The sequence below is a fragment of the Streptomyces sp. NPDC002896 genome, assembly GCF_040295225.1.
GTDB lineage: Bacteria > Actinomycetota > Actinomycetes > Streptomycetales > Streptomycetaceae > Streptomyces.
This window is the reverse complement of the sequence record NZ_JBEOVA010000016.1, coordinates 36,251-57,782: the sequence shown is the minus strand read 5'-3', so window position 1 is coordinate 57,782 and position 21,532 is coordinate 36,251. Positions and strand designations below refer to the sequence as shown.

At 70.2% G+C, this 21,532-nt stretch carries 20 protein-coding genes and 1 tRNA gene; 4 read left to right on the top strand and 17 right to left on the bottom strand.

Going from position 1 to position 21,532, the window contains the following annotated elements; all coding sequences use genetic code 11:
* Positions 1 to 67: 67 nt before the first annotated feature.
* Positions 68 to 1,432, bottom strand: a complete 1,365-nt coding sequence (locus tag ABT009_RS27735; protein ID WP_351300474.1) for an MFS transporter — start codon at positions 1,430 to 1,432, stop codon at positions 68 to 70.
* Positions 1,433 to 1,631: 199 nt separating this feature from the next.
* On the opposite strand from ABT009_RS27735, the gene ABT009_RS27730 reads away from it, so the two are divergent.
* Complete coding sequence (locus tag ABT009_RS27730; RefSeq protein ID WP_502989968.1) at positions 1,632 to 2,555, top strand: helix-turn-helix transcriptional regulator; 924 nt, start codon at positions 1,632 to 1,634, stop codon at positions 2,553 to 2,555.
* Between the two features lie 54 nt (positions 2,556 to 2,609).
* Here the strand turns inward: ABT009_RS27730 and ABT009_RS27725 are convergent.
* The 7 genes from ABT009_RS27725 to ABT009_RS27695 form a co-directional block, all read right to left on the bottom strand.
* A tRNA-Ala gene (locus ABT009_RS27725) sits at positions 2,610 to 2,682 on the bottom strand.
* Positions 2,683 to 2,864: 182 nt separating this feature from the next.
* Complete coding sequence (locus ABT009_RS27720) at positions 2,865 to 3,482, bottom strand: histidine phosphatase family protein (RefSeq protein WP_351300773.1); 618 nt, start codon at positions 3,480 to 3,482, stop codon at positions 2,865 to 2,867.
* Positions 3,483 to 3,649: 167 nt separating this feature from the next.
* Positions 3,650 to 4,105, bottom strand: coding sequence for a ribosome silencing factor (rsfS, locus tag ABT009_RS27715; protein ID WP_181660141.1), 456 nt, complete (start codon positions 4,103 to 4,105; stop codon positions 3,650 to 3,652).
* A 295-nt stretch (positions 4,106 to 4,400) separates the two neighbouring features.
* Positions 4,401 to 6,269, bottom strand: coding sequence for an LCP family protein (locus ABT009_RS27710; protein WP_351300471.1), 1,869 nt, complete (start codon positions 6,267 to 6,269; stop codon positions 4,401 to 4,403).
* Between the two features lie 16 nt (positions 6,270 to 6,285).
* Entirely contained in the window at positions 6,286 to 6,918 is a 633-nt protein-coding gene (gene nadD, locus ABT009_RS27705) for a nicotinate-nucleotide adenylyltransferase (protein WP_351300468.1), read from the bottom strand.
* A gap of 67 nt (positions 6,919 to 6,985) precedes the next feature.
* On the bottom strand, positions 6,986 to 7,147 hold the full coding sequence (locus ABT009_RS27700; RefSeq protein WP_351300465.1) for a hypothetical protein: 162 nt from the start codon (positions 7,145 to 7,147) through the stop codon (positions 6,986 to 6,988).
* A gap of 174 nt (positions 7,148 to 7,321) precedes the next feature.
* Positions 7,322 to 7,564, bottom strand: coding sequence for a hypothetical protein (locus tag ABT009_RS27695; RefSeq protein ID WP_351300809.1), 243 nt, complete (start codon positions 7,562 to 7,564; stop codon positions 7,322 to 7,324).
* A 134-nt stretch (positions 7,565 to 7,698) separates the two neighbouring features.
* Between ABT009_RS27695 and ABT009_RS27690 the strand changes: the two genes are divergently transcribed.
* Complete coding sequence (locus tag ABT009_RS27690; protein WP_502989967.1) at positions 7,699 to 8,796, top strand: M48 family metallopeptidase; 1,098 nt, start codon at positions 7,699 to 7,701, stop codon at positions 8,794 to 8,796.
* Here ABT009_RS27690 and ABT009_RS27685 read toward each other — a convergent pair.
* The 5 genes from ABT009_RS27685 to proB form a co-directional block, all read right to left on the bottom strand.
* The gene (locus tag ABT009_RS27685) at positions 8,793 to 9,869 is read right to left on the bottom strand and encodes an SCO2583 family membrane protein (protein WP_351300459.1); all 1,077 of its coding nucleotides are present in this window, start codon (positions 9,867 to 9,869) and stop codon (positions 8,793 to 8,795) included. The two genes, ABT009_RS27690 and ABT009_RS27685, sit on opposite strands and share 4 nt — an antisense overlap.
* A 124-nt stretch (positions 9,870 to 9,993) precedes the next feature.
* Positions 9,994 to 10,602 carry an SCO2584 family spore wall biosynthesis protein gene (locus ABT009_RS27680; protein WP_502989966.1) on the bottom strand — a complete coding sequence of 203 codons (609 nt, stop codon included), beginning with the start codon at positions 10,600 to 10,602 and terminating at the stop codon, positions 9,994 to 9,996.
* 84 nt (positions 10,603 to 10,686) lie between these two features.
* Positions 10,687 to 11,970 carry a glutamate-5-semialdehyde dehydrogenase gene (locus tag ABT009_RS27675; protein ID WP_351300453.1) on the bottom strand — a complete coding sequence of 428 codons (1,284 nt, stop codon included), beginning with the start codon at positions 11,968 to 11,970 and terminating at the stop codon, positions 10,687 to 10,689.
* A gap of 114 nt (positions 11,971 to 12,084) precedes the next feature.
* Positions 12,085 to 12,555 carry a DUF8830 family protein gene (locus tag ABT009_RS27670; protein ID WP_351300766.1) on the bottom strand — a complete coding sequence of 157 codons (471 nt, stop codon included), beginning with the start codon at positions 12,553 to 12,555 and terminating at the stop codon, positions 12,085 to 12,087.
* Between the two features lie 128 nt (positions 12,556 to 12,683).
* Positions 12,684 to 13,811 (bottom strand): glutamate 5-kinase, encoded by a 1,128-nt coding sequence (proB, locus tag ABT009_RS27665; protein ID WP_351300450.1) that lies wholly within the window; start codon positions 13,809 to 13,811, stop codon positions 12,684 to 12,686.
* Positions 13,812 to 14,183: 372 nt separating this feature from the next.
* On the opposite strand from proB, the gene ABT009_RS27660 reads away from it, so the two are divergent.
* Positions 14,184 to 16,280, top strand: a complete 2,097-nt coding sequence (locus tag ABT009_RS27660) for a CDP-glycerol glycerophosphotransferase family protein (RefSeq protein ID WP_351300447.1) — start codon at positions 14,184 to 14,186, stop codon at positions 16,278 to 16,280.
* Between the two features lie 94 nt (positions 16,281 to 16,374).
* On the top strand, positions 16,375 to 17,355 hold the full coding sequence (locus ABT009_RS27655; RefSeq protein ID WP_351300444.1) for a phage baseplate protein: 981 nt from the start codon (positions 16,375 to 16,377) through the stop codon (positions 17,353 to 17,355).
* Between the two features lie 62 nt (positions 17,356 to 17,417).
* Here ABT009_RS27655 and obgE read toward each other — a convergent pair whose 3' ends face one another.
* From obgE to ABT009_RS27635, 4 genes are all read right to left on the bottom strand, one after another.
* Positions 17,418 to 18,854 carry a GTPase ObgE gene (gene obgE / locus ABT009_RS27650; RefSeq protein WP_351300441.1) on the bottom strand — a complete coding sequence of 479 codons (1,437 nt, stop codon included), beginning with the start codon at positions 18,852 to 18,854 and terminating at the stop codon, positions 17,418 to 17,420.
* A 159-nt stretch (positions 18,855 to 19,013) separates the two neighbouring features.
* The gene (rpmA, locus tag ABT009_RS27645) at positions 19,014 to 19,268 is read right to left on the bottom strand and encodes a 50S ribosomal protein L27 (protein ID WP_023550764.1); all 255 of its coding nucleotides are present in this window, start codon (positions 19,266 to 19,268) and stop codon (positions 19,014 to 19,016) included.
* Between the two features lie 14 nt (positions 19,269 to 19,282).
* The gene (gene rplU / locus ABT009_RS27640; protein WP_067272111.1) at positions 19,283 to 19,603 is read right to left on the bottom strand and encodes a 50S ribosomal protein L21; all 321 of its coding nucleotides are present in this window, start codon (positions 19,601 to 19,603) and stop codon (positions 19,283 to 19,285) included.
* 270 nt (positions 19,604 to 19,873) lie between these two features.
* A complete protein-coding gene (locus ABT009_RS27635; RefSeq protein WP_351300438.1) occupies positions 19,874 to 21,223 on the bottom strand; it encodes a phospholipase D-like domain-containing protein in 1,350 nt (449 codons plus the stop codon).
* Between the last annotated feature and the right edge of the window lie 309 nt (positions 21,224 to 21,532).

Sequence of the window (21,532 nt, the reverse complement as noted above, 5' to 3'; positions counted from 1 at the left end):
GCCACGCTCGGCGAAGGTCGCAGCTCCCTTCCGGCCGTCCGATTCTGCCACGGCTGGAGCAATACGGTCAGCGACGCCTCAGTACCAGTCCGGACACGGCACCCACCGCGGCCGTCGCGGCCAGCGCGTACGTGCACGCCAGAAGCGCCTCCGCAGACGTATACGCGCTGAGGGCGCCGCGTGACTCAAGCCGGTTCAGGAACAGTGTGCCGAACGCCGCGACGCCGATCAGCTGACCGAGCTGTGTGACCGTCGCGAGCAGGCCGCTGGCGTCCGCCGCGTCCTCGGGACGGACCCTGGCCAGCGCTCCCGTGAGCGTCGGGCTGAAGCCGAGCGCCAGCCCGACGCCCATGCAGGCGTACGCGACGTACAGCAGTGCGCCGCCCTCGTCACCGCCCTTCAGGACCAGGCCCACGACTGCCACGGACAGCGCGGTGAGCACGAACCCGGCCGGGGCCAGCCGACGCTGCCAGGACACGGGCCAGCTGCGCCAGGTCAGACCGACCACGCCGAAGACGACCGCGGTCGGCGCGAAGGTGAGGCCCGCCCGCAGCGCGCTGTAGCCGAGGCCGCCCTGGACGTGCAGCGTGAGCGCGAACAGGAAACCGCCGTTGACAGCCATGACCGCGATGATGCGGAAGACGGCGAGGCCCATGCCGGGGCGGCGCAGCACGCGGGGCGCGATCAGCGGGGCGCCGCCGCGCCGGGCGAGCCGCGACTCGTACGCGCAGAACAGTCCGAACAGGACGGCAGCCGCGGCCAGCGACAGCCAGGACCACAGCGGCCAGTCCTCCTCCTGCCCGAGCACCAGCGGCACCGTGAACAGCGACACGGCGGCGCCGAGCAGCACCAGGCCGGGCAGGTCGAGACCGCGTGCCCGCTCCCGCACCTCCGCGTCGTCCCGCGGCAGTACGCGCCTGCCGATGGCCAGCAGTACGACGCCCACGGGCACGTTGACGAGGAACACCGGCCGCCATCCGGTGCCGAACAGGTCGGCGCTGACCAGGATTCCGCCGAGCACCTGCCCGGCCGCGGCGCCGGTCGCGATGACCGCCGCGTACACGCCGAGCGCCTTCGCCCGGGCCTCGCCGGTGAAGGTGCGCTGGATCAGGCTGAGCACCTGCGGGATCATCACGGCCGAACCGGCGCCCTGCACCAGCCTGAACACGATGAGTTCGGTGGAGCCCTGCGCCAGACCGCAGGCGAGCGACGCGGCCGTGAAGAGGGCGAGTCCGGCGAGATGGACCCGGCCGTGGCCGAGCCGGTCACCGAGGCGCGCACCGGTGATCAGCAGCACGGAGTACGTGATGGCGTATCCGGCGATGACCAGCTGTAAGTCGGCACCCGACGCATGGAGTTCGGTGCCGATCGTGGGGGCTGCGACGTTCACGATGAACACGTCGAGCAGCGCCATGAACTGGGCCGCGAGCACGACCGCGAGCAGCGGCCGGGGCCGATTGTCAGTGCCGGGGGCTTTACTGACTGCAGGACTTGGAACGGGTGCTGGACCCGGGCCCGTCTGAGGTGTCGTCGTCATGCCGTCGAGCGTGGCCACGCTTCGGTACGGGTGCCGAGTGCCCGCTGATGCTGGTACCCACAGCACCTGGCAGGGGACAAGTCGGGCGTCGACGATGGGGGACGTGACGATGGGGACGACACAGCGCCGCCGGCCTGAGCTGGCCGCCTTTCTGCGCAGCAGGCGCGCCCGGGTGACACCGGCCGACGTGGGCATGCCGCCCGGCCTGCGGCGCCGCACGCCGGGGCTGCGCCGGGAGGAGGTCGCCCAGCTCTCGGGCGTGGGCGTCACCTGGTACACCTGGCTCGAACAGGGCAGGCCGATCAACGCCTCCGCGCAGGTCCTGGACGCCGTGGCGCGCACGCTGCGGCTCGACCCGCCGGAGCGGGAGCATCTGTACCGCCTGGCGGAGGTGCCCTTCGAGCCCGCCCCGGAGCAGTTGGCGCAGCAGGTCGGGCCTGGGGTGCAGGGCATCATCGACGCGCTCGACCCGCATCCGGCGGTGGTCTACAACTCGCGGTACGACATCCTCGCCACCAACCCCGCCTACCGCGACCTGTTCGTGGTGCCGGAGACGCTCAGGATCCGTGTGCCGAACGTGCTGTGGACGTTGTTCACGGTCTCCGACGAGGCCTGCCCGGTGGTGCACCGGGAGCGCGAGCTGCCGGTGATGGTGGCGACCCTGCGGTCCTCGTACGGCAGACATGTCGGCGAGCCGGCCTGGGAGCAGTTCATACGGGCGCTGTCGGCCGCCAGCCCGTACTTCGCGGAACTGTGGGCGAGCGGTGAGGTCATACCGCCGGGGCCGCGGGTGAAGACGTTCCGCCACGAGGCGGTGGGCGAGCTGAAGACGACCTCGCAGTCGCTGTCGATCGACGGGATGCCGGAGTGCCGCATCGTGGCCTACTCGCCGGAGGACGAGGAGTCGCGCGAGAAGGTCGCACTGCTGAGGGAGCGGAGGCAGCGGTTGTGGCCGCCATCGGACGAGGCGGCCGCGGAGATCATGCGCATGTGGAGCACAGAAAATCCCGCCCCCTGAGGGGACGGGATTCCTGATCACCGATCTTTGACAACTCAACAGAGTGTCGATCCGTGGAGCTAAGGAGAATTGAACTCCTGACCTCCTGCATGCCATGCAGGCGCTCTACCAACTGAGCTATAGCCCCTTGTGTTCTCTCCCGCTCGGCGGGGCGAACAAGAAGAACTTTAGCTTGCGACCTGCCGGAAAGTGAAATCCGGTCCCGGTCAGGCACCGGGACCGGACGCGGGACCGGCAGACGGGATCCGAGCGGCCGACGGAGCCGGCCGTCGAGATCAGCGACAGGAACGTCGAGGTCGACGACGGGGATCAGTCGTCGTCGCCTAGGACCGGTTCCGGCAGCGTGCCGGCGTTGTGCTCGAGCAGCCGCCAGCCGCGCGCGCCCTCGCCCAGCACGGACCAGCAGCAGTTGGAGAGGCCGCCGAGCCCCTCCCAGTGGTGGGCCTCGAGGCCCAGCAGCCGCCCGATGGTCGTACGGATCGTGCCGCCGTGGCTGACCACCACCAGCGTGCCGTCCTGCGGCAGCTTGTCGGCGTGCCGCAGCACGACCGGGGCGGCGCGGTCGGCGACCTCGGTCTCCAGTTCGCCGCCGCCGCGGCGCACCGGCTCACCTCGCTTCCATGCGGCGTACTGCTCGCCGTACCGCGCGATGATCTCGTCGTGGGTCAGGCCCTGCCAGGCGCCGGCGTAGGTCTCCCGCAGGCCCTCGTCCTGTGTCACCTCGAGTCCGGTGATCGCGGCCAGCTCGCGGGCCGTGTCGATCGCCCTGCTGAGGTCGGAGGCGACGATGGCGTGCGGCTTCAGGGAGGCCAGCAGCCGTGCGGCGCGGCGGGCCTGGCCGAGCCCCGTCTCGGTCAGGGCGACGTCCGTGGTGCCCTGGAAGCGGCGCTCGAGGTTCCAGGAGGTCTGGCCGTGCCGCCAGAGGATGACCCGGCGGCCACGGCCCGCCTGCTGCGACGGCTCGGGCTCGGCGCCCCGTGCGGCGCCCTGTCCTGCCCCGTCACCGTCCGTCCGCGCCCATGCGTCCGCATCCGCGGCGCCCGGCACGTCGGCTCCCTCGGAAGCGGGCGCGCCGGCGCCCTCGGAGGCGCTGCTCAACGCAGCTCACCGCCCAGCTGCCGCAGCTCGGCGGCCTCCTCCGCGGCCAGCTGCTTGGCGTGCGCCTGGGCCTTGCCGCGGGTGGCCTGCGCGTCGGCGGGCAAAGCGATCTCGGGGCAGTCCTTCCAGAGCCGCTCGAGGGCGTAGAAGACGCGCTCCTCGCTGTGCTGGACGTGCACCACGATGTCGACGTAGTCGAGCAGGATCCAGCGTGCGTCACGGTCGCCCTCGCGGCGCACCGGCTTGGCGCCGAGCTCCTTGTTCAGCCGCTCCTCGATCTCGTCGACGATCGACTTGACCTGGCGGTCGTTGGGCGCGGAGGCCAGCAGGAAGGCATCCGTGATCGACAGCACGTCGCTGACGTCGTATGCGATGACGTCGTGCGCGAGCTTGTCGGCGGCCGCCTGGGCGGCGGTGGTGATGAGCTCCAGGGAGCGGTCCGTAGCGGTCACTACAAGGCTTTCCGTCGGCGGTCGGGGGTTCGGTGCTGGGGCTGCCGTACCGCGCGGGGGCTCACGGCCGGTCGCCAGACCGGCCGCCCCCTCGCACAGGGCAGCACCTCAAGGGTCTCACGGACCGCCGACACCACCCCAAACGATTACCTGATCACCCGCCGGAGCCACCGGTCCCGCAGGCGGGCCCGCCCGCGCAGGCGAGCCTTCACGGGTCAGCCCGCCCCCAGGTGAGCCTTCCCGCGGGTCAGCCCGCTCGTGAGCCCCTGCCGCAGGTCAGCCCTCCCCCCGCTCGTCAGCCCGTCCCGCTCGTCGTGCTGGTCCCGCTCGAGGAGCCGGTGCCGGTCGACGACTGGACCTTGTAGTTCTGGCCCAGCACCACCGACACATCGGCGTTCGACGCGGTCTTGCCCTTCTTCACGGCGCTCGTCGGCAGGCCCAGCGTCTTGGCGACCTCGACGGCGTCGTCCTTGTCGGCTGCGTCCGCATAGACGACCTGCGACAGGGCCTGGGCGACGGAGCCCGTACCACTGTCGACGAAGGTGTAGCCGCCGTTGAGCAGGACGACCCGGGCCTGGTCCTTGGCGCCCTTGTTGCCGGTGGCGTTCTTGACACCGACCCGGACGGCCGCGCCCTTCTCGGGGCTCTTCACGGTGCCGCCGAGCACGTTCTTGACCACTCTGTCGGTGGCCTGCTCGCTCACCGTGCCGTCCTGCTGCACGGGCAGCATCTCGGTTTTGTAGTCGCCGCCCTTGGCGAGGTCGGAGAGCTTGGCGAGGAAGGCGCCGAGGTCCTTGTCGTTCAGCGACGGGTCGAGGATCTGGGCGAGTGACTGCACGGTGGTCGTGGCCGCCTGGGGATCGGACGACATCTTGCGCAGCACGCCCAGCATGACCTGTCCGAACCGCTCCAGCTGCGCGTTCTCGGACTCGCCGGAGGCCCGGTAGGTGGCGTAGGCGACGGCCATCGGGCCGCTCAGCGTCTGGTCCTGGCCCTTCTTCACGAGGGGCGAGGCGCCCTTCTTGGCCTTGGGGTCCGGGTCGGGGACATCGGTGTTGGTGTCGACGTCGATGTTGCCGACAAGCTCGACGAGGTTGTTGAGGTAGGGGGTGTCCAGCCGCCAGGTGCCCTGGATCTCCGTGCCGAGCAGATTGTCGAGGGACTCGCGCGTGCCGTCCGAGCCGTCGCCGTCGACCGACTTCGCCAGCGTGGTGGTGGTGCCGTCGTCGTCGGTCAGGGCGAGGGAGTTGGGCAGCAGGACGGTGGTGCCCCGCTTGGTCGTGGTGTTGTCGACGAGCAGCGCCGTGGAGGTGCCGCCCTTCTTGGTGTTGTGCAGATGGACGACGATCACGTCGCGGTTCTGGGGGCCCGCCGCGGCCGTGCCGCCGCCCTTGGTGTCGGCGGACATGCCGGGCAGCTTGCCCGCGAACCACAGGTAGCCCACGCCTCCGACCGCGACCAGCGCGAGGACCACGACCAGGGCGACCATGCGGTTGCGTCCGCGGCGCCGGGCCTCCTCGCGTCGCTCGGTGCGGCTCTCGGTGAACTTCAGCCAGTCGATGACGTCTTCGGAGTCCTCGTCCGGCTCTTCCACGAAGGAGAACTGCCCGGTGTGGTAGTCGCGGTCCTCACGCGGCCCGGACTCCGGCGTCGGCCGACCCTGCTGCGGGATGTAGGCGGTCTGCTCGGCGGTGCGCGCGCCCCGCGGCTCCACGCGCGGCTGCGGGCCGGTGCCGGCGGCCTGCCCGTAGGGGTCGTACGCGGCAGGAGAGGGGCCCGCGGTCCCGGGGCCGGCGGCGCCGTAGGGGTCATAGGAGCCGTACGGGGAAACGGGCGGCCGCTGGCCGGTCGAGCCCGGGTCGTACGGAGGGACGGGCGGCTGCCGGCCCGTCGAGCCCGGGTCATACGGAGGGACGGGCTGCTGCCGGCCCGTCGATCCCGGGTCGTACGGAGGGACGGGTGGCTGCTGTCCCGTGGCGTAGGGGTCGTAGCCATAGCCTTGCTGCTGCCCTGAACCGTACGAGCCGTAGCCCTGCGGGGGGACCTGCGGTGGCTGGCCGGGCACCTGCCGGTAGACCGGCTGCCCGAACTCGTCGTATCCCACGAGCTCGTACTGGTCGCCCTGGCCCCCGCCCGCCGCGTACCCGTCGTATCGGTCGTTCACCGGTGCCCCTCTCGGCTCACTCGCCGCGGTACAGCTTGCGCTTGTCGATGTAGCGCACGACGCCGTCCGGCACCAAGTACCAGACCGGGTCGCCCTTGGCGACTCTCGCACGGCAGTCTGTGGACGAGATGGCCAGCGCCGGCACCTCCACCAGGGAGACCCCGCCGTCCGGCAGGCCCGGGTCGGCCAGCGGGTGGCCGGGGCGTGTGACGCCGATGAAGTGCGCGAGGGAGAAGAGTTCGTCCGTGTCCCGCCAGGTCAGGATCTGGCCGAGCGCGTCGGCGCCGGTGATGAAGAACAGATCCGTGTCGGGGTTGAGCGCGCGCAGATCGCGCAGGGTGTCGGCCGTGTATGTCGGCCCGCCGCGGTCGATGTCGATGCGGCTCACGGAGAACTGCGGGTTCTCGGCGGTCGCGATGACCGTCATGAGATAGCGGTCCTCGGCCGGGGAGACCCTGCGGTCGGTCTTCTGCCACGGCTGCCCGGTCGGTACGAACACCACCTCGTCGAGGTGGAACTGGGCGGCGACCTCGCTGGCGGCCACCAGATGGCCGTGGTGAATCGGGTCAAACGTTCCGCCCATGACGCCGAGGCGACGCTTGGCCGTACTCACCGGGCCGGTACCGGTAGGCATGTCCTGCTCTCCCATGCGTGCAGACCCTACCGGCCCGGCCGGCCGGCTCCGGCCGCGAGGGCCACGGCCCGGGGCCCGGGGATCAGCGGTCCCGGTTGAAGCGCGTGGTGATCCACAGCAGCAGGAGCAGGACGAAGAGCGCACCGCCACCGGTGAGGAGCGGGCTGAGGCTTTCGTGGTTGCCGCCGTGCTCGCCCTCGGCAGCGAGGGGGGCCAGCTGGGCTGCGGTGCTGTAGAGACTCATCGTCAGCAGGACCTATCCGGAGGTGGGATCGGGAAATGACTTCGCGCCCATCGTAAGCGCCGGTCTCGTCCGCGATCACGCCGACTCAGGTGTTGCCGACGGGACGGGCCGCGCCCCGCCTGTCCCATGGGCATCTGCGACATGGAACGAAGGGCGTCTGCGCCCGGCGCGGGATCAGTTGCCGCCGCCACCAGTGCCGCTGCCGCTGCCGCCGTCGGCCCCGGTGCCGCCGCTGCCGCCGTCGCCGCCCCCGCCGTCCCTGCGGTACCCCCGCAGCAGGAACCAGGCGAGCAGGACGGAGCCCACGATCGCGACGACCAGCACGGTGCGCAGCAGATTGCCCGCTCCCTGCTGTTCCTGCTGTGCGGCCGCGTTCGCAGCCTCGGTGAGCCAGGCGGCTGCGCTGACGTGCTCCATGGCGGACTCCTTAGGTCTGCTGCCCCAGGTCTGCTGCCCCGCCACGGTAACTCCGCCTAATGTGGACACCATCTCGGGGGCCGCCGGAGCAGCCGTACGCCGCGGCGGACAGACGGGCGACGGACACAGAGGACATGGGGGACGGCATGACCGACGACAGCCACGACAACGTGCCCGGCAGGCAGCGCAGGCGCTTTCCGGAGATATCGTCCCGGGCGTACGAGCATCCCGCGGACCGTTCGGCGCTGGTGGCCCTGCGCAGGCTCAGCGGGTTCGACACCGTCTTCAAGGCCCTCAGCGGACTGCTGCCCGAGCGGAGCCTCAGGCTGCTGTTCCTGTCCGACTCGGTGCGGGTGTCCGACGCACAGTTCGCGCACCTCAACGACATGTTGCGGGACGCCTGTTACATCCTGGACCTGGAGAAGGTCCCGCCGATGTACGTCAACCAGGACCCGCAGCCGAACGCGATGTGCATCGGCCTGGACGAGCCGATCATCGTGGTCACGACCGGTCTCGTCGAGCTGCTCGACGAGGAGGAGATGCGCGCGGTCATCGGCCACGAGGTGGGCCACGCGCTCTCCGGCCACTCGGTGTACCGCACGATCCTGCTGTTCCTGACGAGCCTGGCGGTCCGGGTCGCCTGGATCCCGCTCGGGAACCTCGCGATCATGGCGATCGTGACGGCGCTGCGCGAGTGGTTCCGCAAGTCGGAGCTGTCCGCCGACCGCGCAGGGCTCCTGGTGGGCCAGGATCTGCAGGCCTCGATGCGCGGCCTGATGAAGATCGCGGGCGGCAACCATCTGCACGAGATGAACGTGGACGCGTTCCTGGCCCAGGCCGAGGAGTACGAGGCGGGTGGCGACCTGCGCGACTCCGTGCTGAAGATCCTGAACGTCCTGCCGCGCACGCACCCGTTCACGGCGGTGCGCGCGGCCGAGCTGAAGAAGTGGTCCGAGTCCCGCGACCACCAGCGGATCATGGACGGTCACTACCCGCGGCGCAGCGAGGACAAGGACACCTCGGTCTCGGATTCCTTCCGCGAGTCGGCGGCGGGTTACGCCGACGAGGTACGCCAGTCCAAGGACCCGCTGATGAAGCTGGTCACGGACATCGCGGGCGGCGCGGGCGACCTCGGTGCCCGGGTCCGCAACACGTTCGGCGGCTTCGGTAACACGGCGAAGGCCGACCCTGAGGGAGACCGGGAACGGGGAAACCAGGACAGGGACGACTAGGAGAGGTTCGGCTGCGCGCCCGGCGCCAGCGTCCCGCACAGCGAGGCCGCACTGTCGGTCGCGAACGGATCGGTACCGGCCGCGGGGCCGCCCGCCTTCGCCGTCTGGCCGGCGAGCAGCGGCTGCAGCCGGTTCGCCGAGTCCACGGAGCAGGACAGCGGTCCGGCCTGCAGATACGAGACGACCACCTCGGCCTGGTGCATCCGCAGGTCGTCGCGGTCGAAGCGGAACTGCAGCTCACGGCGGACGGTGAACAGCGAGGCCTTCTCGTCGCCGTCGGCGCCGGCCGGCCGCAGGGCGTAGACGAAGGTGTGGTCGGAGGTCACCTCGAGCGTGCCCGAATCCGTCTCGACGGCGCTCATGGTGCCCTGCACACGGATCCCCGGGGCGGCGAGCTGCGCCTTGGCCGGGTCGAAGCGCACCAGCCAGCCGGTGGCCGCATGCCGCCCGTCGGCTGCCGGGTGGTCGAAGCTCTGGTCGAACTGGTCGAGCTGCTGCGGGTCGAGCAGTATCCGCACGGACCGTACGGGCCCGCCGGTGAGCACCTCCGGGTCCAGGGACGACTCGACCAGGTAGTCCTTCGCCGTGGTCAGCGCGGTCACGACCTGGCTGTCGGAGAAGTGCGCGGTGCGCCGGGACGCGGGCAGTGTGATGCCGTCGGCGCCGACCCGGAAGTCCGCGGCCTTGCTGTGCGCGAACAGCTTCGCGGTGTCGGCGGCGCCGGGTACGGGATCGTGCGGGGCGAGCGGGATGACCGTCATGCGCAGCGGCTCGGTGTGCTGGGCGGTCGCCGGCGCCTGGTAGGGGTGCCGTACGCCCATGTAGACGGCGGTGCCGAAGGCGAGGGCGATCAGCAGGACGAGGATCAGGGCCTGCCGGGACAGACCGCGGCGCAGCGCCGGGCGCCGCCGCACGGCCGGGGCGTGATCGGTCATCCGCTCCCGCGCCGAGGATTCCTGGAGGCGGGCAGCACGAACGAACGACTCGTCGAACACGACGGATCGGTACTCGTCTTCACCACCGCCGGGAGCTCCCTCGGGTACCCCCTCAGGTGGGTCTCCAGGCCCGCCCATACATTCAGAGTAGGTCTCCGAGCTCCCAGGTAAACGCCCTGCTGCGCGCCAAGTTCTGACAGGTTCTCACCATGAATTCCGACGGGTCCGCACAAGCGTCGGCGCCCGGGCCCGCGGGAGGGCCTCAGGGCGTGCGCGGGACGGCCGAGACAGCCGGCTGGGAGTAGTCGGCGGACGCGGAGGGGCTGGTCGGAACGGGATCGTCCGCTCCCTGCTCCAGTCCGGTCGACGCGGGCGGCGGAGGAACGTCCTGGCTGCCGCCCGAGGAGGCACCGCGGTAGACCGCGGTGAAGGCCAGGGCGACCATGCCGATGCCCATCACCAGGGCGAGCATCCAGGCGACGGGGCGGTGCCAGCGGGCGTGGCCCGTATAGGTTCCCGTCCGCCCGTATCGGTCCTCGACGAAGTCCGGGTCGTACAGGTCGTCGTCGAAGTCCCGGTCATGGCCGAAGCCGGGGTCGTCGTCCGTGCCGAAGCCGTCGTCGTAGAGGTCGTCGTCGGCGCCCGGGCCTCTGGCACCCGCCCGGCGCGCCTCGGCCTCCGATGCCTCGGCACGCGCCTGCGCGGCGGCCACGAGCCGCTCCACCGCGGTGGGCTCATGGAAGGCTGCCGAGCGGATGAAGTCCTCGTCGAAGACCACGGTGGCGAACTCTTCGTCCGCGCCCCCGCGGTCGTGGTCGTCGTCGGGCTCCCAGCCGTCGGGAAACGGCGTGCCCCCCACGTCCTCCGGCACGGAACCAGAGTAGACCTGGGGGGTCATTTTGGGCAGACGGTATGAGAATTCATGCGCAGGGCACGTGCCCGGGCCGGATACCGCTCAGCGGGTGTGCCCGTCGCCGGTGACGATGTACTTCGTGCTGGTCAGCTCGGGCAGGCCCATGGGGCCGCGGGCGTGCAGCTTCTGTGTGGAGATGCCGATCTCGGCGCCGAATCCGAACTGGCCGCCGTCGGTGAACCGCGTCGAGGCGTTGACGGCGACCGTCGTGGAGTCCACCAACTGGGTGAACCGGCGGGCTGCCTGCTGCGAGGTGGTGACGATCGCCTCCGTGTGCCCGGAGGACCACAGCCGGATGTGCTCCACGGCCTTGTCGAGCGAGTCGACGACGGCGGCCGCGATGTCGTACGAGAGGTACTCGGTCTCCCAGTCGTCGGCGGTGGCCTCGACGACGGTGGCCTTCGACCGCTCTGCGTAGGCCAGGATCCGCGGATCGGCGTGGACGGTCACGCCCGCCTCGGCCAGGGCGTCCAGGGCGCGCGGGACGAAGACGTCAGCGATGTCCTGGTGGACCAGGAGCGTCTCGGCGGCGTTGCACACGCTCACCCGCTGCGCCTTGGAGTTGATCAGGATGTCGACGGCCATGTCGATGTCGGTCTGCGCGTCCACGTAAACGTGGCAGTTTCCGGTGCCGGTCTCGATCACCGGGACCGTGGACTCCTCCACGACCGTCTTGATCAGCGAGGCGCCGCCGCGCGGGATGAGCACGTCGACGAGGCCGCGGGCGCGCATCAGCTCGTGCACGGACTCGCGGCTCTCGCCCGGGACGAGCTGGATGGCGTCGGCGGGCAGCCCGGCGCCGTGCACGGCGTCGCGCAGTACACGCACCAAGGCTGTGTTCGACTCGTACGCCGAGGACGAGCCGCGCAGCAGCACCGCGTTGCCGGACTTCAGGCACAGGGCGGCGGCATCGACGGTGACATTGGGCCGGGCCTCGTAGATGATCCCGACCACGCCGAGCGGGACGCGGACCTGGCGCAGGTCGATGCCGTTGGGGAGGGTCGAGCCGCGGACGACCTCGCCGACCGGGTCGGGCAGGGAGACGACGTCGCGCACGTCGGAGGCGATGGCCCGCACGCGCTCGGGGGTGAGCGTCAGCCGGTCGATGATCGCCTCGCTGGTGCCGGCCTCGCGGGCCTTGGCGATGTCCTCGGCGTTGGCCTCGACGATCTCGGCCGTACGCACTTCCAGCGCGTCCGCGATGGCCAGCAGCGCGTCGTCCTTCGTGGCGCGCGGCAGCGGGGCGAGCTGCTCGGCGGCGGCCCTGGCCTGGTAGGCGGCCCGGGTGACGGGGGACAGGTTGTCGTACGGCAGGAGCGAGGTCATGGGGGAAGGGTAGTGCGACGACGTGGGCCATCCCAGCCGATGTCCCACAAACCGAGACAGGCCACCGTCCGGTGGCCGCTTGCGCCCCGATCCGCCCACCCGGCCACGGCCGCGCTAGAACGGATGCACTCCCACCGGGCTCGCCGGCAGCGGTCCGTGGCCCTCCGCGATGCGCTGGTGGTACGTGTCGCGGTCGATGACCTCTAGGCCGACGATCTCCCAGGGCGGCAGCTTGGCGCTCTGCCGGTGCTCGCCCCACAGGCGCAGCGCGACGGCGGCCGCATCGTGCAGGTCGCGGGCCTCCTCCCAGTACCGGATCTCCGCGTGATCGTTCGCGTACCGGCTGGTGAGCAGGAAGGGGTGGTCGTGGGCGAGCTGTTCGAGGGCGCGGCGGACGTCCTTCAGCGGGGCCTCGGCCCCCGAGACGCTCAGCGTGACGTGCCAGAGCCGGGGGGCCGGTGGCCCGTCGGCCTGCCCGCCCTCGTAGGTCTCCCCCGCCGCGACACTGGTCAGCGCCCGTCCCTCGCCCGCCGGACCGAAGGCACGGGAGGAGCTCCCACCGCGGGCCGCCGCTCCTGGGCGCACGCGTCTCACGACGGCCTCCTTCACGCAGTGGTCGTGTGAACCTTCCTGCACAGAAGTTGAGCAGCCCGAGGGCCGTCGTGTGGTGCTTTTACGGAACGTCCACCGCCGGAGGCGGGGCTTTCAGCCGTTTACGGGTGCAATACGACCAGATCGTCCCGGTGTACGACCTCGCGTTCGTACGCCGGTCCGAGTTCCCTGGCCAGCTCGCGGGTGGAGCGGCCGATCAGCTGGGGGATCTCCTTGGCGTCGAAGTTCACGAGGCCCCGGGCGACCGCGCGGCCCGCGGTGTCCCGCAGCTCGACGGGGTCGCCCGCCGCGAACTCGCCCTCGACCGCCGCGATGCCCGCGGGCAGCAGCGACTTGCGCCGCTCGACCACCGCGCGCACCGCCCCGTCGTCGAGGGTGATCGCGCCCTGCGGGGCCGAGGCGTGCTGCAGCCACAGCAGCCGGTCCGCGGAGCGGCGTCCCGTGGGGTGGAAGTACGTGCCGGTGTCGCGGCCGGCCAGGGCGTCGCCGGCGTCGAACGCGCTGGTCAGCACGACCGGGATGCCGGCCGCTGTGGCGATGCCGGCGGCCTCGACCTTGGTGACCATGCCGCCGGTGCCGACGCCCGCCTTGCCGGCGCTCCCGATCTCGACGCCCTCAAGATCCTCTGGCCCCCGGATCTCCGCGATCCGCGAGGTGCCGGGCTTGCTGGGATCGCCGTCGTACACGCCGTCGACGTCGGAGAGCAGCACCAGCAGATCGGCGCGGACCAGATGGGCCACGAGGGCGGCGAGCCGGTCGTTGTCGCCGAAGCGGATCTCGTCGGTGGCGACGGTGTCGTTCTCGTTGACGACGGGCAGCGCGCCCATCGCGAGGAGCTTGTCGAGGGTGCGCGCCGCGTTGCGGTGGTGGGAGCGGCGGCTGGTGTCGTGGGTGGTCAGCAGCACCTGACCGACGCGTACGCCGTAGCGCGCGAAGGACGCCGTGTAGCGGGCGACCAGCAGGCCCTGGCCGACGCTGGCGGCGGCCTGCTGACGGGCGAGGTCCTTGGGACGACGGCGCAGCCCGAGCGGGGCGAGCCCGGCGGCGATGGCGCCGGAGGAGACGAGGACGATCTCCTTCTCTCCGCCGCTTCTGCTCTTGGCCAGGACGTCGACGAGGGCGTCCACGCGGTCCGCGTCGAGCCCACCCGCCGCGGTGGTCAGGGACGAGGAACCGACCTTGACCACGACCCTGCGGGCGTCCGCCACTTCCTGCCTTGCCGCTGACACGCGCTACCCCACTGTTCCGACCTGCTCAGGTCCTCTACTCTCCTTGCAATTTACGTGAGAGGGGTTCTGGGACGCCCTCGCATTCCGAGGGGCGGACGGCGGCGGGAGAGACGGGGGACGGTCGCCGAGGGACCCGGTGACGATCACCGAGGACATATGAGCGCTGCTGAACAGCACGTGAAGGTCCACTGAGAGGAGAGTGAAAGCAGTCACCAACTAGTGACGTTTTCATCTGCTTTGCGGTGATTGTTCTCACTCAAGATTGCTTGCCAGGGTGCGAAAGTCATACGGTCAGTGGTCAGCCTTTCGTCATGTCCGTCGACATGACCGCCACGCGTCCCAGCATCCGACCCCCCGCCAGGAGCCTTGCCCGTGCCCTCCGCCGGACTCGCCCCCCGCCGCATCGTGCAGCTCTCCGCGCCGTCCGCGATGTTCGCGCTCTTCGCAGCGCAGCTCGTCGGCGCGCTGCTGCCGAACCTCCCGGTGTTCATCGCCGCCTCAGCCGCGGGTCTCGCATTCGACACGTATCTGCAGCACAAGCAGCCGGGGATGCTCTCGCTCCTTGCCAAGGTCCGCTTCGACGTCACCGTGCGCCAGCTCCTGCGCGACATGCTGATCGTGGTGGGCCTGCTGCACATCGACGGCGTCGACCCGCTCAGCGGGCAGGCTCCGCTCACCGTCGCGCTGCTCTGCGTCTACCTGCTGCACTTCGCCTGCCAGGGTGTCGCCGTGCTGGTGCGCCGCACGCGCACGCTGCCGATCGTCACCCGCAACATCGACGCCTCGGCGCTCCGGCTGACCACCTCGCCGCCGCGCATCCTGGCCCGCCGCGCGAGCCATCGCCTGCTTCTCTTCTCCGTCCCGGCGACCGCGGGCCTGTTGATCACCGCGGCCACCAAGGCCGCGTACTGGGGCGGCATCGGCCTTGGCGTCTCGCTCGCGCTGATGCTCCTCGGCACCCTCCACCTTGGGACCTGGCTGCTGCCGAAGAAGCGGGCGAAGAGCGAGCAGAAGGTCATGGAGTGGCTGGACAAGTGGCTGGCCGACTACCAGCCGACGGTCGCCATGTACTTCTCGGGCGGCACGACCTCGGCGTACCAGGCGAACATGTGGCTCTCCACCCTCTCCCGGCTCGAGAAGCCGCTGATCGTGCTGCGCGAGCGGTTCATGGTGCAGAAGATCGACGCCACCGACGTGCCGGTCATCTGCTTCCCGAAGGTCGCCACGATGTTCTCCCTGGAGAACTCGACGCTGAAGATGATGCTGCACCCGGCCAACTCCGGTAAGACCTCGCAGGTGCTGCGCATCCCCACGATCAAGCACGCGTTCATCAACCACGGCGAGAGCGACAAGCTGTCCTCCTGCAACCCGTACGCGAAGGCGTACGACGAGGTGTGGGTCGCGGGCCCGGCGGCGCGCGAGCGGTACGCGCTCGCCGAGGTCGGCGTCGAGGACAAGGACATCGTGGAGGTCGGCCGCCCCCAGCTCGCGCCGATCCGCCCGTACGCGGGCCCGCCCACCGGCACGTACACGACCGTGCTGTACGCCCCCACCTGGGAGGGCTGGGACGGCAACCCGGGCAACACCTCGGTGGTCCTCGCAGGCGAGAGCATCGTCCGGCAGCTCCTCGCCGACGACGGTGTGTGCCTGCTCTACAAGCCGCACCCGATGACCGGCTCCGTCGACCCGCGGGCGGGCGCCGCCAACGAGCGGATCATGGCGATGATCCGTGAGGCGAACACCAAGCGGTCCGGTGCCCGCCCCGGCCCGGAGGCAGCGGCCGAGCTGGCCCGCCGCACCGCCGAGCTGGACAAGCTCACCTCCACCGCCTTCCGCGCCAGCGCGGACGAGATGGAGCGCATGCTGCTCCAGGGCGCCCCGCAGGGCGACCGCGACGCCGCCATCGCCAAGGCCACGGCGGCCTGGGAGACCGCGTACTGGTCGTCGTTCCCCGAGTGGGAGCACCAGATCATCACCGACGCCCGGCCGGCCATCTTCGCCTGCTTCAACCAGGCGGACCTGCTGATCAGCGACGTCTCCAGCGTGGTCTCCGACTGGCTGTCCAGCGAGAAGCCTTACGCCGTCGCCAACACCTCCGGCATGACCGAGGCCGCGTTCCGGGCGGGCTTCCCGACCGTGCGGGCCGCGACGATCCTCACGCCCGAGGCCGACGGCGTCCCGTCGCTCCTGGAGTCCGTGCGCGCCCCGGAGAAGGACCGCTTCACGGAGGCCCGCACGGAGCTCAAGGAACATCTGCTGGGCCCCTCCGACCCGCCGTCCCTGGTCCGCTTCGACGAGGCTGCGCGTGCCCTGTGCGCCAAGGCCGACGATCGGCGCGCCCGGATGGCCTCGCGTCTCGCCGCGGAGATCCCCTCCCCCCGCGGCGCCGCCGACGCCGAGGACTTCGCGCCGGATGCGAACGGCGCGGAGGACTCGGTCAACGACACCGAGGATTCCGTCAACGCCTAGGCGAGCACAGCCAGTTGGGCCCCGGGAGCACTCTCCCGGGGCCCTTCGCATAGGGTCACGCCTGATCGTTTCGCCCCCACGCAGGAGGAGACCCATGACACACGAGCCGCGAACTTCCCTGAGCAGGCGAGGACTGCTGCGCGCGGGCACCGGGCTCGGCGTGGCCGCGCTCGGCCTCGGATTCGGCGCGGGCGCCGCATCCGCCGCAGTCCCGACGTCGCAGCGCTTCGACCTGACGGAGCCGTCGTACGACCTGTTCCGCGGCAAGTCGCTGCACGACGTGACCGTGCAGCAGGGTTTCGCGTACGACAACGTCAACCGCCGGCTGTTCGTGGCGCAGCGGCGCGACGGCTCCGCCGAGACCGCCGGTGATCTGTGCATCACCCAGCTCGACTTCGACGGCAACTACATCGGCTACATGCATCTGACAGGCTTCGGCCACGGCGTCGCCTTCGGCGCGCAGGGCGTCGGCACGTCGACGTACCTGTGGACCGAGGCGGAGGCGAACTCGAACGGGTACGGCAAGAAGCTCGCCCGCTTCAAGTTCACCAGCGGCACGACGCTGTCCAACACGTCGTCCGCGCTGACGAAGTACACGCCGGTGTCCACGGCGACCGAGCACACCTGCTCCATCGACCCGGTCAACAACCGGCTGATCGTCCGCTACAACCTGAGCGACGGCAAGCACATCGCGGTCTACGACCTCGCGGACGCGACGAACGGCGACTTCAGCTCCCCGCTGGCGGACTTCAAGCAGCCGAGCCTGCCGACGCTGTCGTCGACGTTCCAGGGGTACGCGGCGTACGGCCAGTACCTGTACGTGCTGACCGGGACCTCGTACGACGCGAGCGGTGGCGTGGTGAACTCCGAGGTCACCAGCATCGACATGAACACCGGCACGATCAAGCAGGGGCCGGTCCTCACGCAGGCCGGCTCGACCCTCGACTTCCGCGAGCCGGAGGGCCTGGCGATCTACCAGACGGTCGCCGGCGAGGTCCGCCTCTTCCTGGGCTTCGCCTCAGGAGCGGCAGGCGACCGCCGCTCGAACCTGTTCTACAAGAACGCGCTGGTCTGACACGAGAGCGCCCTGGCCACCGGCCAGGGCGCTCTTGAAGGCTCGGAACGGCCTGAGGCCGCCTAGAACGGCTCGAAGTCGTCGTACTCCCGCTCCGCCTCGTCCCGCTCCGCCTGACGGTCCTTGCGCCGCTGCGCGGCGGGGCGGGGCGCCTCGAAGCGGTGGTCCTCGCCCCGGCGGCCGAGCATCTCGGCGCCGGACATCATCGTCGGCTCCCAGTCGAAGACGACCGCGTTGTCCTCGGGACCGATGGCCACACCATCGCCCGAGCGGGCGCCCGCCTTCATCAGCTCCTCCTCGACACCGAGGCGGTTGAGACGGTCGGCGAGGTAGCCGACGGCCTCGTCGTTGTTGAAGTCGGTCTGGCGCACCCAGCGTTCGGGCTTCTCGCCGCGGACGCGGTAGAGACCGTCCTCCTCCTGCACGACCGTGAAGCCCGTGTCGTCCACGGCCTTCGGGCGGATGACGATACGGGTCGCCTCCTCCTTGGGCTTCGCGGCACGCGCCTGCGCGACCAGCTCGGCGAGCGCGTACGACAGCTCCTTGAGGCCGATGTGGGCCACCGCGGACACCTCGAAGACGCGGTAGCCGCGCTCCTCAAGATCCGGGCGAACCATCCCGGCCAGGTCCTTGCCGTCCGGTACGTCGATCTTGTTGAGGACGACGATCCGCGGGCGGCCGTCGAGGCCGCCGTACTGCCTCAGCTCCTCCTCGATGACGTCGAGGTCGGAGACGGGATCGCGGTCCGACTCGAGCGTGGCGGTGTCCAGGACGTGCACGAGGACGCTGCAGCGCTCCACGTGCCGCAGGAACTCCAGGCCCAGGCCCCTGCCCTCGCTGGCGCCCGGGATCAGGCCGGGCACGTCGGCAATGGTGTAGACGGTCTCGCCCGCCGTCACCACACCCAGGTTCGGGACGAGCGTCGTGAAGGGATAGTCGGCGATCTTCGGCTTGGCGGCCGAGAGGACGGAGATCAGGGACGACTTGCCCGCGCTCGGGTAGCCGACAAGCGCCACGTCCGCGACGGTCTTCAGCTCCAGGACGATGTCCTGCAGATCTCCCGGCTCGCCGAGCAGCGCGAAGCCCGGCGCCTTGCGGCGGGCCGAGGCCAGCGCCGCGTTGCCGAGCCCGCCGCGGCCGCCCTGGGCCGCCACGAAGGACGTGCCGTGGCCGACCAGGTCCGCGAGGACGTTGCCCTGCCTGTCGAGGACGACCGTGCCGTCCGGCACGGGCAGGATCAGGTCCTGGCCGTCCTTGCCGGACCGGTTGCCGCCCTCGCCGGGCTTGCCGTTGGTGGCCTTGCGGTGCGGGCTGTGGTGGTAGTCGAGGAGCGTCGTCACGGACTGGTCGACGACGAGGATCACGTCACCGCCGCGCCCGCCGTTGCCCCCGTCGGGGCCGCCGAGGGGCTTGAACTTCTCGCGGTGGACGGAGGCACAGCCGTGACCTCCGTTACCCGCGGCGACATGCAGCTCGACGCGGTCCACGAAGGTGGTCATGGGATGTGCCTCCAGTTACGACTGCGGATACGCACAGTCACGTACGTACGGGAAATGTCTTACGTCTCAACACGCGAAAGGCGGACCCGCTTCCCGTACGGAGTACGTACGGGAAGTGAGGTCCGCCTCGCGAAAGAACCGTTCTACGGGTGCCTGAGGTCAGGCGACCGGAACGATGTTCACGACCTTGCGGCCACGGTGGGTACCGAACTCCACCGCACCGGCCTGCAGCGCGAACAGCGTGTCGTCGCCGCCGCGGCCGACGCCCGCGCCCGGGTGGAAGTGGGTGCCGCGCTGGCGGACCAGGATCTCACCGGCGTTGACGACCTGACCGCCGAAGCGCTTCACGCCGAGCCGCTGAGCATTCGAGTCGCGACCGTTCCGAGTGGACGATGCGCCCTTCTTGTGTGCCATCTCTCCTCAGTCCCTTACTTCGCAGCCGTGGGGATCTCAGTGACCTTGATCGCCGTGTACTGCTGGCGGTGGCCCTGACGACGGCGGTAGCCGGTCTTGTTCTTGTAGCGCAGGATGTCGATCTTCGCGCCCTTGGTGTGGTCCACGACCTCGGCCTGAACCTTGATACCGGCCAGCACCCACGGGTCGCTGGTCACGGTGTCGCCGTCGACGAGCAGCAGGGTAGAGAGCTCTACCGTGTCGCCAGCCTTGGCAGTGGAAATCTTGTCAACCTCAACGATGTCGCCGACAGCAACCTTGTGCTGCCGACCACCGCTGCGCACGATGGCGTACACGCGGATCTCTCTCTCTGGCTCGAAACGGGACCCCCGCAGTCCAGCCGCCCGCACGGACAGCCTCTCCCTGGAACCTGGAATCCGCGGTAGAACCTTGGAATCCCCGGAATCCGGGAGGAAAGGGTTTACAGGGGTGGGGCGCATCAGTGGACACGCCGACGGTCAAGGTTACGGGGCCCGAAGTGAGGGGTCAAACCGGCCCTCCCCGAGCCCGTCCCCGCCTCACCTCGAGCCCCGTCACCAGCTCCAGGCCGTGCCGACGTCTCCGCCTCAGGTCGTCGGCTTCTCGCCGTCCTGCGGCAGCGGCTTGACGCCCTTGCACAGGTCGGTCGTGTCGGCGGTGCCCGGCCAGGCGACCGACCGCACACGGTCGAAGTGGACGCGGTACGCGTCGTGCACCGAGTCGTCGTCGACCTTGACGATCGTCTCGTCGTTCTCACGCAGCGCGGGCCCGGTGTAGTTGCCCGACCCGACGAAGCTGACCTTGTTCACCTTGCCGTCGTACATGCCTTCAACGAGCACGTACTTCGAGTGGATGATGAACGGCGTCGTGAGCTTCTTGGTCGGGTCCGTGGGGTCCCGATCGTCGTTGTAGCAGCTCACAGAGGGGCCGCCGGTCGTGTGGAGGGCCTCCCAGGTGCCCTTGGAGCCCGAGCTCTTCACGCTGTCGGACTCGGCGTAGACGACGCTGACCGAGCAGCCGGCCTTCTTCAGCGAGACGAGCTTGTCCGCGATGGCCTGCCGCGTGAGCTTGAAGATCGCGACACGGACTTTGGTGCTCTGCGTCACTCCGGCGGAGTTCTTGTACGTGCACTGCACGTTGTTCAGCACCGAGTAGACCGTGTCGGAGTCCCTGGTGGAGCCGGCCCGCGGGAAGAAGTACGCCTTGTACAGGCCGTTGCTGACCGAGCGGTAGTCCCAGGCCGCCCAGTTCTTGCCGACCATCTCCACGAAGTAGTCCGAGTACGCGTCGTACATCGTGGGGTTGTTCGGCAGCAGCAGCGCGTCGTTGAAGAACCTGGTGTGCGCCGACGGCGTGGAGTTCGACGTCGTCTGCACGACGACGTTCGTCGCGCCCTGGACCGCCGAGAACAGCCAGAACTTGTTGTGCATGATCGACACCCCGTCCTTGGGGTTGCCCATGCAGGACTTGTCGACGGGGCAGGTCGTGACGTAGGACGACAGCTTGGTGTTGGTGCCGAGCGCGGCCGCGAGCGTGTTGTACGAGGTGTTCGTGGGCCGGTCGCTGATGCTGGACTCGTCGAGCAGGATCTGCACGTTCACGCCGCGGTTCTTGGCGTTGACGAGGGTGTTGACGACCGACGCCTCCCACACGTGGTAGACGGCGACCTTGATCGTCGAGCCGGGCAGGGCGGCGTTGGTGAGCTCGATCAACCGGGTGCGGATCGCGTACTGCTGGTCGGTGGTGCCCAGCGGGTCGTTGAAGATCGGGCCCTCCGTCCAGGTCGGCGTGTCCGCCGCGCTGGCCGTCCCCGCTGTGCCGACTGCCTGGATCCCCGCCGCCGACAGCACGGTGGCCAGGGCCACCGCCTGGCGTCCGCCCTTCACCGGCTTCACCGCGCGGTGTCGTCCGGTGCCCTTGAGGCGCACGTGCGCCATCAACCATCCCCTCCCCTGGCGCAGGCGCGGTTCTCCCCAACTCGCGCGTGCGCGTTGTTCATTGCGACAGATGAGTTTTACACGTAATTGACTGAGCACCAAGAGGCGGGGTGGCCTGACGGGAGACTTGTACCCCTTTGAGGGATCCGCGCTCTGACGTGCGGGGATGCAGTTCGCGGGGCGTACGAGATCTCGAACTCGCATGCCGTTGTGGGCAGGCACTCCGACCGACCGTTGTGGGCAGGCGTTCCGCAGGGCGTTGGGGGTCCCCCCTGCTCGAGCGAAGCCGAGAGCTTGGGGGGAGGGTGC